Source organism: Pseudomonas sp. PONIH3 (genome assembly GCF_002934345.1).
GTDB classification, from domain to species: Bacteria; Pseudomonadota; Gammaproteobacteria; order Pseudomonadales; family Pseudomonadaceae; genus Aquipseudomonas; species Aquipseudomonas soli.
In genome coordinates, this window is record NZ_CP026386.1 from 3,575,001 (window position 1) to 3,587,610 (window position 12,610).

The 12,610-nt window shown below is 63.1% G+C and carries 9 protein-coding genes; 6 read left to right on the top strand and 3 right to left on the bottom strand.

Going from position 1 to position 12,610, the window contains the following annotated elements:
- Positions 1–69: 69 nt before the first annotated feature.
- Positions 70–1,290: a CaiB/BaiF CoA-transferase family protein gene (locus C3F42_RS16445; protein ID WP_094010762.1), complete on the bottom strand. Its 1,221-nt coding sequence runs from the start codon at positions 1,288–1,290 to the stop codon at positions 70–72.
- A 15-nt stretch (positions 1,291–1,305) separates the two neighbouring features.
- Positions 1,306–2,487 carry an acyl-CoA dehydrogenase gene (locus tag C3F42_RS16450; protein WP_023630017.1) on the bottom strand — a complete coding sequence of 394 codons (1,182 nt, stop codon included), beginning with the start codon at positions 2,485–2,487 and terminating at the stop codon, positions 1,306–1,308.
- Positions 2,488–2,650: 163 nt separating this feature from the next.
- Here C3F42_RS16450 and C3F42_RS16455 point away from each other — a divergent pair, with 163 nt between their 5' ends.
- From C3F42_RS16455 to C3F42_RS16475, 5 genes are all read left to right on the top strand, one after another.
- Positions 2,651–3,550, top strand: coding sequence for a LysR family transcriptional regulator (locus C3F42_RS16455; protein WP_104444640.1), 900 nt, complete (start codon positions 2,651–2,653; stop codon positions 3,548–3,550).
- 438 nt (positions 3,551–3,988) lie between these two features.
- Positions 3,989–5,110, top strand: coding sequence for a Re/Si-specific NAD(P)(+) transhydrogenase subunit alpha (locus C3F42_RS16460; RefSeq protein ID WP_104444641.1), 1,122 nt, complete (start codon positions 3,989–3,991; stop codon positions 5,108–5,110).
- An 11-nt stretch (positions 5,111–5,121) separates the two neighbouring features.
- Positions 5,122–5,436 (top strand): NAD(P) transhydrogenase subunit alpha, encoded by a 315-nt coding sequence (locus C3F42_RS16465; RefSeq protein ID WP_023631272.1) that lies wholly within the window; start codon positions 5,122–5,124, stop codon positions 5,434–5,436.
- Between the two features lie 2 nt (positions 5,437–5,438).
- Entirely contained in the window at positions 5,439–6,875 is a 1,437-nt protein-coding gene (locus C3F42_RS16470) for an NAD(P)(+) transhydrogenase (Re/Si-specific) subunit beta (protein WP_023631271.1), read from the top strand.
- A gap of 193 nt (positions 6,876–7,068) precedes the next feature.
- Complete coding sequence (locus tag C3F42_RS16475; protein WP_023631270.1) at positions 7,069–8,562, top strand: acetyl-CoA hydrolase/transferase family protein; 1,494 nt, start codon at positions 7,069–7,071, stop codon at positions 8,560–8,562.
- 101 nt (positions 8,563–8,663) lie between these two features.
- On the opposite strand, the gene C3F42_RS16480 is transcribed toward C3F42_RS16475, so the two are convergent.
- On the bottom strand, positions 8,664–10,331 hold the full coding sequence (locus C3F42_RS16480; RefSeq protein WP_104444642.1) for a bifunctional diguanylate cyclase/phosphodiesterase: 1,668 nt from the start codon (positions 10,329–10,331) through the stop codon (positions 8,664–8,666).
- 256 nt (positions 10,332–10,587) lie between these two features.
- Here C3F42_RS16480 and rep point away from each other — a divergent pair, with 256 nt between their 5' ends.
- The gene (rep, locus tag C3F42_RS16485) at positions 10,588–12,597 is read left to right on the top strand and encodes a DNA helicase Rep (protein WP_104444643.1); all 2,010 of its coding nucleotides are present in this window, start codon (positions 10,588–10,590) and stop codon (positions 12,595–12,597) included.
- Positions 12,598–12,610 lie beyond the last annotated feature (13 nt).

The following is a 12,610-nucleotide window of genomic DNA, read 5'->3' on the forward strand; positions in this document are numbered from 1 at the left end:
CTTCAGATTGTTGAAAAGCAAAGCGGGGCGGCCTGCCGGCCGCCCCGCTTCTTACATCTATAGCGCGTATTACAGCACCCCTGCGCCCCGAAGGCTCTGCACCGCTTCCCCGCTCAGCCCCAGCACATCCATGAGCACCGCCTCGGTGTGCTCCCCCAGCAATGGAGGCGCATGCCGATACTCCACCGGCGTCTCCGACAGCCGAATGGGGCTGGCCACCTGCGGCACGCTGCCCGCCAGCGGATGTGGAACATTCACCGCCAGCCCACGCGCCAATACCTGTGGGTCCTGGAACATCTGCGCCAGGTCATTGATCGGCCCGCATGGAACACCTGCCTTCTCCAGCTCAGTGACCCATTCAGCCGTGGTCTTGAACACCGTAGCCTGGCGAATCAACGGAATCAGCTCCGCACGATTGGCTACCCGCTGCTTATTAGTAGAGAACCGCGGGTCATCCGCCCACTGTGCCTGCCCCGCCACTTCAGCAAACTTGCGGAACTGCCCGTCATTACCCACGGTGAGAATGAAATTGCCATCCGCCGTCGGGAAGTCCTGGTAGGGCACGATATTGGGGTGCGCATTGCCCAACCGCCGGGGTGGGTTGCCTGTGGTGAGGTAGTTCATCGCCTGATTGGCCAGGCAGGCAACCTGCACATCCAGCAACGCCATGTCGATATGCTGGCCTGTGCCCGCCTGATCACGATGCGCCAAGGCCGCAAGAATCGCCACGGTGGAATACAGCCCGGTCAGGATGTCAGTGAGCGCCACCCCAACCTTCATCGGCCCCGCACCCTCCTCCCCCTCCGGGCGCCCGGTCAGGCTCATCAGCCCGCCCAACCCCTGGATCATGAAGTCATAGCCGGCACGCTTGGCATACGGCCCGGTCTGACCAAAACCGGTGATCGAGCAATAGATAAGCTTCGGATTGATGGCCTTCAGGCTTTGGTAATCCAACCCGTATGCCGCCAACCCTCCCACCTTGAAGTTCTCAATGACGATATCCGACTTCGCCGCCAACTCACGCACCAGGCGCTGGCCTTCGGGCTGAGTGAAGTCGATGGTCACCGAGCGCTTGTTGCGGTTGGCCGACAGGTAGTAGGCCGCCTCGCTGGTATTCTCGCCCTGGGCATCGCGCAAGAAAGGCGGCCCCCAGGAGCGGGTGTCGTCACCTGCGCCGGGGCGCTCCACCTTGATTACATCCGCTCCAAGGTCGGCAAGGATCTGGCCGGACCAGGGGCCGGCCAATACCCGGGAAAGATCCAGCACCCGCAGATGGGAAAGCGCGCCCATGGCCTGGCTCCTCTATTAATAGAACGCCTGGATGCCGGTCTGCGCACGCCCAAGGATCAGCGCATGCACGTCGTGAGTACCTTCATAGGTGTTGACCACCTCGAGGTTGACCAGGTGGCGGGCGACGCCGAACTCGTCGGAAATACCATTGCCACCCAGCATGTCCCGCGCCAGGCGAGCGATGTCCAGGGCCTTGCCGCAGGAGTTGCGCTTCATGATCGAGGTGATCTCGACCGCCGCGGTCCCTTCGTCCTTCATCCGGCCCAGGCGCAGGCAGCCTTGCAGGGCCAGGGTGATCTCGGTCTGCATGTCGGCCAGCTTCTTCTGGATCAACTGGTTGGCAGCCAGCGGGCGGCCAAACTGCTGACGATCCAGGGTGTATTGGCGAGCGGTGTGCCAGCAGGCCTCGGCGGCCCCCAGCGCACCCCAGGAGATGCCGTAGCGGGCCGAGTTCAGGCAGGTGAACGGGCCTTTGAGGCCGCGCACGTCGGGGAAGATGTTCTCTTCCGGCACAAACACGTTGTCCATGACGATCTCGCCGGTGATCGAAGCGCGCAGGCCGACCTTGCCATGGATGGCCGGAGCACTGAGGCCGTCCCAGCCTTTCTCCAGCACGAAGCCGCGGATATCGCCGGCATCGTCCTTGGCCCAAACCACGAATACATCGGCGATCGGGCTGTTGGTGATCCACATCTTGCTGCCGCTCAGGCGATAACCACCGTCGACCTTGCGGGCGCGGGTGATCATCGAGCCAGGGTCGGAACCATGGTTGGGCTCGGTCAGGCCGAAGCAGCCAATCCATTCGCCACTGGCCAGCTTTGGCAGGTACTTCTGCTTCTGTGCCTCGGTACCAAACTCGTTGATCGGCACCATGACCAGCGATGATTGCACGCTCATCATCGAGCGGTAGCCGGAGTCGATACGCTCCACCTCGCGGGCGATCAGGCCGTAGCAGACGTAGTTCAGGCCGCTGCCGCCGTACTGCTCGGGAATGGTCGCGCCGAGCAGGCCGACTTCGCCCATCTCACGGAAGATCGCCGGATCCGTCTGCTCGTGACGGAACGCCTCCAGCACACGGGGTGCCAGCTTGTCCTGGGCGAACTGATAGGCGCTGTCACGGACCATGCGCTCTTCTTCAGTGAGCTGCTGATCCAGCAGCAGCGGGTCGATCCAGTTGAAGCTTGCCTTGCCAGCCATGTGCGGATTCCTCGAAAGATGGGAACGAATTGTTGTGCTGGATTGATCCTAGGCCTGTTTGGCGTGAGGGACAAACGAGGATTGCGCACCGTTTAGTGATATTTTCTCACTTCGTAATCATCAAAATGCCCTGCTCAACGCCTGACATGTGAGGTTCACGTACATGCGCCGCAAGATTCCCAGCACCACTGCCCTGGTCTGCTTCGAGGCGGCCGCACGTCACGAGAGCTTCACCAAGGCCGCTCAGGAACTGGCCCTGACCCAGGGTGCCGTCTGTCGGCAGATCGGCAGCCTGGAGACCTTCCTCAATGTCGAACTGTTCCGCCGTTCGCGCCGGGGCGTGAAAATGACCGAAGCCGGGCTCTCCTATAGCCGCCAGGTAGCCGCACAGCTGGATGCGGTGGAGCGCGACACGCTTTCGGTGATGCGCCAGCAAGGCGCCAATGTGATCGAACTGGCGGTGGTGCCGACCTTCGGCACCCAGTGGTTGCTGCCGCGCCTGAAGGACTTCCAGCAGCGTCACCCCGAGGTCACGGTCAACCTGACCAACCGCACCCGCCCCTTCCTGTTTGCCGACACGCCCTTCGATGCCGCCATTTACTTCGGCGACGCCGACTGGTCGGGCACCCAGTCCCACCGACTGATGGGCGAGAACCCCATGCCGGTGTGCAGCCCTTCCCTGCTGGAAGGGCAAGCCAGCCTCGACGCCCAGCGCATTGCCGGCTTGCCGCTGCTGCAGCAGACCACCCGCCCCTATGCCTGGAGACAATGGTTCGACGGCTTGGGGATGAGCGTCGAACGCGACATGACCGGCCCGCGCTACGAGCTGTTTTCGATGCTGGCCCAGGCCGCCATGCATGACATGGGCATTGCGCTGATTCCACCGTTCCTGATCCAGCGTGAGCTGCAGGAGGGCCGACTGGTGGTCGCTAACAGGCATGCCCTCTCCAGCGACAAGGCCTACCATCTGATGATCCCCGAGCGGAAGGTCGAGTCCGCCTCGCTACGGGCGTTCCGCGACTGGCTGGTGGCGCAGGCGCAACAGTACACCGCCACGGAATAGGGTGAAACGGCCAAAGCTGACCCCGTAGTCAATTATTTTGAACACCTACAGATATATGGATTTGTCGCAAATCCGTAATCTGTTCCGTTCACCCTGAAAAACCTAGCAACCCTAGTTACTGCGCGGGTTTGCAGCTAATTTTGCGACATTCAGCAAACTGAGAACGAAAATAGCGGAATTTTTTTCAAATTTTCTCCTAAGCTCCGCATAGCGCGTGCTTGACGGGTCGAGGGCAGGTCGTTGCGACATACGGTCACAGGGTGACTTGTAGTTTTAACTTCGTTTCGCTTCAGAACCGGTTGAAGGCCCTCGGGTTCGTCTGCAAAATGCCTCCCCCGCCCCGGATCCGGCGGGGTCGTGCTCTACGACCACCCAGCCGCACCACCCGAAGTGCGCTGGTTCCTATAAAGACAAAAGGTCACCGCAGGAGACAAAGTCGTGCACATTGGTGTTCCTCTCGAGACGCAGACGGGTGAGACAAGGGTCGCCGCGACCCCGGAAACCATCAAGAAATTGGTTGGCCAGGGCCATCAGGTCACCGTGCAACGGGGGGCAGGGCTCAAGGCCAGCATTCCGGACAGTGCCTATGAGGCCGTTGGCGCCAACTTGGGCGAAGCCGCCGACGCCTTCGGCGCTCAGCTGGTGCTCAAGGTGGTCGCGCCGAGTGATCAGGAACTGACGCTGATCAACAGCGGCAGCCTGCTGGCAGGCATGCTCAACCCGTTCAACAACGAACTGATCGCCAAGATGGCCGAGCGCGGCATCACCGCCTTCGCCCTGGAGGCTGCACCGCGCACCTCACGCGCGCAAAGCCTCGACGTGCTGTCGTCGCAAGCCAACATCGCCGGCTACAAGGCCGTGCTGCTGGCAGCCCACCACTACCCGCGCTTCATGCCCATGCTGATGACCGCCGCCGGCACCGTGAAAGCCGCCCGTGTGCTGATCCTCGGTGCCGGTGTGGCCGGCCTGCAGGCCATCGCCACGGCCAAGCGCCTGGGCGCGGTGATCGAGGCGTCCGACGTGCGCCCGGCAGTGAAGGAGCAGATCGAGTCGCTCGGCGCCAAGTTCATCGACGTGCCCTACGAGACCGACGAGGAACGTGAGTGCGCCGAAGGTGTGGGCGGCTACGCCCGGCCAATGCCGGCCAGCTGGATGCAGCGCCAGGCCCAGGCCGTGCACGAGCGTGCCAAGCAGGCTGACATCGTCATCACCACCGCACTGATCCCCGGACGCAAGGCACCGACCCTGCTCAGCGCCGAGACCGTGGCGCAGATGAAACCCGGTTCGGTGGTCATCGACCTGGCCGCGGCCCAAGGCGGCAACTGCCCGCTGACCGTGGCCGACCAGGTGGTGATGGCGCACGGCGTGACCCTCGTCGGCCCGACCAACCTGCCGGCCCAGGTCGGTGCCGACGCCTCGGCGCTGTACGCGCGCAACCTGCTGGACTTCATGAAGCTGCTGTTCGACAAGGACGGCAACCTGGTCATCAACCTCGAAGACGACATCGTCGCCGCGTGCCTGATGTGCCGCGACGGCCAGGTCGTGCGCAAGAACGGCTGAGGAGCACGACAATGGAAGACATGCTGATTTCCCACGGCATCTACAACCTGATTATCTTCGTGCTGGCCATCTACGTGGGCTACCACGTGGTGTGGAACGTCACCCCGGCCCTGCACACGCCGTTGATGGCAGTCACCAACGCCATTTCCGCGATCGTCATCGTCGGTGCCATGCTGGCTGCCGCGCTGACCGTCACCCCGGCCGGCAAGGTCATGGGCACCCTGGCGGTGGCGCTGGCCGCGGTCAACGTGTTCGGTGGCTTCCTGGTCACCCGCCGCATGCTTGAGATGTTCAAGAAGAAAACCAAGAACGAGGGGCAGAAGTAAGCATGAGCATGAATCTGGTAACGCTCCTCTACCTCGTCGCCTCGGTGTGCTTCATCCAGGCGCTCAAGGGCCTGTCGCACCCGACCACTTCGCGGCGCGGCAACCTGTTCGGCATGATCGGCATGGGCATCGCCATCCTCACCACGGTTGGCCTCATCTATAAGCTTGGCGCCGAGCTTGCGACTGCGGGTATCGGCTACGTGATCGTCGGCCTGTTGGTCGGTGGTACTGCCGGTTCGATCATGGCCAAGCGTGTCGAGATGACCAAGATGCCGGAGCTGGTCGCCTTCATGCACAGCATGATCGGCCTGGCCGCGGTATTCATTGCCATCGCCGCCGTGCTCGAACCACAGTCGCTGGGCATCGTCGCCGCCATCAGCGACCCGATCCCCACCGGCAACCGCCTCGAGCTGTTCCTTGGCGCGGCCATTGGCGCCGTCACCTTCTCAGGTTCCGTGATCGCCTTCGGCAAGCTGTCGGGCAAGTACAAGTTCCGCCTGTTCCAGGGCGCACCGGTACAGTTCGCCGGCCAGCACAAGTTGAACCTGATCTTGGGCCTGGCGACCATCGCCCTGGGGCTGCTGTTCACCTTCACCGGCCACTACAGCGCCTTCACCCTGATGCTGGCCCTGGCCTTCGTCATGGGCGTGCTGATCATCATCCCGATCGGCGGCGCCGACATGCCGGTAGTGGTGTCGATGCTCAACAGCTATTCGGGTTGGGCAGCAGCCGGTATCGGCTTCTCGCTGAACAACTCGATGTTGATCATCGCCGGCTCCCTGGTCGGCTCCAGCGGTGCGATCCTCTCGTACATCATGTGCAAGGCGATGAACCGTTCGTTCTTCAATGTGATCCTCGGTGGCTTCGGTGCCGACGTCGATGCCGGTGCCGCGACGGGTTCGAAAGAGCAGCGCCCGGTGAAATCCGGCTCGGCCGACGACGCTACCTTCCTGCTGAGCAACGCCGACAGCGTGATCATCGTCCCGGGCTACGGCCTGGCGGTGGCCCGCGCCCAGCACGCGCTCAAGGAACTGACCGAGAAGCTGACCCACAACGGCGTGACCGTGAAGTATGCGATCCACCCGGTAGCGGGGCGCATGCCCGGGCACATGAACGTGCTGCTGGCCGAGGCCGAGGTGCCGTACGACCAGGTGTTCGAGATGGAGGACATCAACGCCGAGTTCGGCCAGGCCGACGTGGTGCTGGTGCTGGGCGCCAACGACGTGGTCAACCCGGCGGCGAAGAATGATCCGAAGTCGCCGATCGCCGGCATGCCGATCCTCGAGGCCTTCAAGGCCAAGACCATCATCGTCAACAAGCGCTCCATGGCCAGCGGCTATGCCGGCCTGGACAACGAGTTGTTCTACCTGGACAAGACCATGATGGTGTTCGGTGACGCGAAGAAGGTCATCGAGGACATGGTCAAGGCTGTGGAATAGGTCCAAGGACCGCATCACGACCGCTTGTACAAGACAAACCCCGGGAAGCCATTTCCGGGGTTTGTCGCATTTGCCTGATCCAGATCAACGGCTCTATTTCCGGGCCGCTCATACGACCATGGTCGCGGGACGGCACCGGGCGAAATCTCTAGACTGCGCTTCCAGTAGCTTCAGTAGCCTGAGATAACAATCCATGTACCGTGATCGTATCCGCTTGTCCTCCCTGCACAGCAAGGTAATGAGTGCGGCTGACGCCGCTGGCCTGATCGAGGACGGCATGACCGTCGGCATGAGCGGCTTTACCCGCGCCGGTGAAGCCAAGGCCGTGCCCCACGCACTGGCCGAGCGCGCCAAGCAGTCGCCGCTGAAGATCAGCCTGATGACCGGCGCCAGCCTGGGCAACGACCTGGACAAGCAACTGACCGAAGCCGGCGTACTCGCCCGGCGGATGCCGTTCCAGGTCGACAGCACCCTGCGCAAGGCCATCAACGATGGCAAGGTAATGTTCATCGACCAGCACCTGTCGGAAACCGTCGAGCAGTTGCGCAACAAGCAACTGACTCTGCCGGACATCGCGGTCATCGAGGCAGTGGCGATCACCGAGCAAGGCCATATCGTGCCGACCACCTCGGTGGGCAACTCGGCCAGCTTCGCGATCTTCGCCAAACAGGTCATCGTCGAGATCAACCTGTCGCACAACGCCAACCTCGAAGGCCTGCACGACATCTACATCCCGACCTACCGTCCGACCCGCACGCCTATCCCGCTGGTGAAGGTCGACGACCGCATCGGCAGCACCGCGATCCCGATCGACCCGGCGAAGATCGTCGGCATCGTCATCAGCGACCAGCCGGACTCGCCGTCCACCGTGCTGCCGCCGGATCACGAGACCCAAGGCATCGCCGACCACCTGATCGCCTTCCTCAAGGGCGAGGTGGACGCCGGCCGCATGAGCAACAACCTCGGCCCGCTGCAGGCCGGCATCGGCAGCATCGCCAACGCGGTGATGTGCGGCCTGATCGAGTCGCCGTTCGAAAACCTGACCATGTACTCCGAAGTGCTGCAGGATTCGACCTTCGACCTGATCGACGCCGGCAAGCTGAGCTTTGCCTCGGGCAGCTCAATTACCCTGTCGAGCCGCCGCAATGCTGATGTGTTCGGCAATCTGGAGCGCTACAAGGACAAGCTGGTGCTGCGTCCGCAGGAGATTTCCAACCACCCTGAAGTCGTGCGTCGCTTAGGCATCATCGGCATCAACACGGCGCTGGAGTTCGACATCTACGGCAACGTCAACTCCACCCACGTCTGCGGCACCAAGATGATGAACGGCATCGGCGGCTCGGGCGACTTCGCCCGCAACGCCCACCTGGCGATCTTCGTCACCAAGTCAATCGCCAAGGGCGGCGCGATTTCCAGCGTGGTGCCGATGGTCAGTCACGTCGACCATACCGAGCACGACGTGGACATCCTGGTGACCGAGGTGGGCCTGGCCGACCTGCGCGGCCTGGCGCCACGCGAGCGCGCCCGGGTGATCATCGACAACTGCGTGCACCCGGACTACCGCGCCGCGCTGAACGATTACTTCGAGCGCGCCTGCCAGCGTGGCGGGCATACCCCGCATATCCTGCGCGAGGCGCTGAGCTGGCACGAGAACCTGGAGGAGACCGGGCGCATGCTCGCCGGTTGATCCAAAGGCGACAGGCGCCGCTGACGCGGCGCATCGCCGGCAAGCCACCTCCCACAAGGACGGCACAAAACCTATGGGAGCCAGCTTGCCGGCGATGGGGGCTAAAGGGTCTGCACCAGGCCCGGAGCCGGCACCTGCAACAGGTACTCGATCAACGCCTCCACCGGCAACGGCCGACTGACCAGGAAGCCCTGCACCTGGTCGCAACCGAACGCCCGCAGCAGCGCCAGCTGCTCCTCACTCTCCACACCTTCTGCCACCACCTCCAGGTTGAGGTTGTGCGCCAGGTTGATCATCGCGTGGACCAGCTTGGCGTTCTCTTCGCGTTGCTCCATGCCGCCGACGAAGCTCCGATCGACCTTCAGCAAGGTGATCGGCAAGCTGTTCAAGTGCACGAACGATGAAAAGCCGGTGCCGAAGTCATCCAGCGAGAAGCGCACCCCCAGCCGCCCGAGGGCATCCATGGTCTGGCGCACCAACTCGTTGCGCCGCATCACGGCAGTCTCAGTCAGCTCGAACTCCAGCCAGCGCGCATCGACCCCGTGCTCGACGATCAGCCGGCTCAGGGTTGCCAGCAACTGGCTGTCCTGGAATTGGCGGAAGCTCAGGTTCACCGCCATGTGCAGCGGTGCCAGGCCGCGCTCGCGCAAAGCCTGCATATCACTCAGCGCCCGCGAGATCACCCAGTAACCCAGAGGCACGATCAAACCGCTCTGCTCGGCCAACGGCACGAACTCGCTCGGTGCCAGCAGGCCGCGCTCGGGATGGTTCCAGCGCACCAGCGCCTCGAGCCCGACGATACGACCGTCGGCGAGGTTGAGCCGCGGCTGGTAGTGCAGTTCCAACTCGTCACGACGCAGGGCGCGGCGCAGTTCGCTTTCTAGGTCGGCCAGGCTGCGGGCGTTGCGATTGATGCGCTCGTTGAACACATGGAAGGTACAGCCCTGACTGCTCTTGGCCTGGCGCATGGCAATGTGCGCGTGCCACATCAGTGGGTCGGCGCCGGCCTGGGCGCGGGCATGGGCGATGCCCAGGCTACAGCCGAGCAGCAGGCTTTCGCCATCGATCCAATAGGGCTCGGTCAGAGCCTCGGTGATGCGCTCGGCCATCCACTCGGCGCGGTTGGGATCGCGCCGGGTGTCGATCAACAGGGCAAATTCGTCGCTGCCCAGACGCGCGAGTTGGTCACTTGCCTCCAGCTGATGCTTCAGCCGGGCGACCACCTGCAGGATCAGGCGATCGCCTCCCTGGTAGCCGAGGGCATCGTTGACGTGGCGAAAATTGTCCAGATCGAGGTGGCCAAGGGCCAGGCCACGGCCATCGTTCTCAGCCAAGCGGGCGGTCAACAGGGCCTGGAAGCCTTGCCGGTTGGCGATGCCGGTCAGCGGGTCTTGTTCGGCCAGGCGCTGCAGAGTGGCCACCAGCACGCCGCGCTCACGCACATGGCGCAGCGAACGACGCAGCGTGTCGGTAGTCAGCTGCGCCAGCACCAGCCAGTCGCTTGCGCCCAACGGTGCAGTGAGGGGCTCCTGCTCCAGCAGCAAGATGGTCGGCAGCTCGCAACGCCCCGGCGCAGGCTGCAGCTCGGGCGTAGCCAACACCACGGCCTGGCGGTCATTGGCAAACAGGCTGTCCACCGCCGCCCAGTTCGGCGCAGTCAGCAGCACAACGCTGCCACCCATCGGTTGCAGGCACTCGCGCAAATGCACGGCCCATTCCGACTCATCAGCCAACAGCAGCAAACGCAGGGGTTCGACAGGCGTGGACAAGCGGGCTCCTTAGACATGGGCGGTGGAACGGCGAGCGCGGGCAATCCTACCCGATTAATTGGAAATGATTTTCACTTTTAGTCGTTGCCTGTCCCTGGCCGCCATCCCGACGCAATCTGACGTGCATCCTGCGCGAAAGTAGCAGATGCGGCAAATCCGATTCGCGCCCTGCATCACAACGTCAGACGGTCGCGCATTAACCAGCCCATGCCTGCTAGAATGCGCGGCTATTTTCTGGTTACCCCCGGTTTCTAGCATGTCCCGACTCAATCCCCGGCAACAGGAAGCCCGCGACTATGTCGGCGGCCCTCTTTTGGTGCTCGCCGGTGCAGGCTCCGGCAAGACCAGCGTGATCACGCGCAAGATTGCCCACCTCATCCAGAACTGCGGCATCCGTGCCCAGTACATCGTCGCCATGACCTTTACCAACAAGGCCGCGCGCGAGATGAAGGAGCGAGTCGCCACCCTGCTGCGTCCGGGGGAAGGCCGTGGCCTGACCGTGTGCACCTTCCACAACCTGGGCCTGAACATCATCCGCAAGGAGCATGACCGCCTGGGCTACAAGCCGGGGTTCTCGATCTTCGACGAGTCCGACATCAAGGCATTGCTGTCGGACATCATGCAGAAGGAATACTCCGGCGACGACGGCATCGACGAGATCAAGAACATGATCGGTGCCTGGAAGAACGACCTGATCCTGCCGCCCGAGGCCCTGGAAAAGGCGCGCAACCCGCGCGAGCAGACCGCGGCCATCGTCTACACCCACTACCAGCGCACGCTCAAGGCCTTCAACGCGGTGGACTTCGACGACCTGATCCTGCAGCCGGTGAAGCTGTTCCAGGAACACCCCGACGTGCTCGAACGCTGGCAGAACCGCGTGCGCTACCTGCTGGTGGACGAATACCAGGACACCAACGCCAGCCAGTACCTGCTGGTGAAGATGCTGATCGGTATGCGCAATCAGTTCACCGTGGTCGGCGACGACGACCAGTCGATCTACGCCTGGCGTGGCGCCCGCCCCGAGAACCTGATGCTGCTCAAGGAGGACTACCCCTCCCTGAAGATCGTCATGCTCGAGCAAAACTACCGCTCCACCAGCCGCATCCTGCGCTGCGCCAACGTGCTGATCGCCAACAACCCGCATGCCTTCGAAAAGCAGCTGTGGAGCGAGATGGGCATCGGCGACGAGATCCGCGTGATCCGCTGCAAGAACGAGGAAGCCGAGGCCGAACGCGTGGCCATGGAAATCCTCACCCTGCACCTGCGCACCAACCGCCCGTACAGCGACTTCGCCATCCTCTACCGCGGCAACTACCAGGCCAAGCTGATCGAATTGAAGCTGCAGCACCACCAGGTGCCGTATCGCCTGTCCGGCGGCAACAGCTTCTTCGGCCGCCAGGAGGTCAAGGACCTGATGGCCTACCTGCGCCTGCTGGTGAACCCGGACGACGACAATGCCTACCTGCGCGTGATCAACGTGCCGCGCCGCGAAATCGGCTCGACCACGCTGGAAAAGCTCGGTAACTACTCAACCGAGCGCGGTATCTCGATGTACGCCGCCAGCGAGGAGATGGGCCTGGGCGAGCACCTCGACGCTCGCTACACCGAACGCCTGCAGCGCTTCAAGCACTGGCTCGACGGGGTACGCCACAAAGTCGCCCTGGACGACCCGATCGCCGCGCTGCACGAGATGATCCGCGACATCGACTACGAGAACTGGATCCGCCAGCAGACCGCCAGCGACAAGGCCGCGGAGTTCCGCATCAGCAACGTCTGGTTCCTGGTCGAAGCGCTGAAGAACACCCTCGAGAAGGACGAAGAGGGTGACATGACCATCGAGGACGCCATCGGCAAGCTGGTACTGCGCGACATGCTCGAGCGCCAGCAGGAAGAGGAAGAAAACGCCGAGGGCGTGCAGATGATGACCCTGCACGCCTCCAAGGGCCTGGAATTCCCTTACGTGTTCATCATGGGCATGGAGGAGGAGATCCTCCCCCACCGCTCGAGCATCGAGGCCGACACCATCGAGGAAGAACGCCGTCTGGCCTACGTGGGCATCACCCGCGCGCGCCAGACCCTGGCCTTCACCTTCGCCGCCAAGCGCAAGCAGTACGGCGAAATCATCGATTGCACACCGAGCCGGTTCCTGGATGAACTGCCGCCGGACGACCTGGCCTGGGAAGGCCTGGACGATGCGCCCGTGGAAGTGAAAGCCGCGCGCGGCAACAACGCCCTGGCCGATATCCGGGCAATGCTCAAAGGCTGATCAACCATTATTC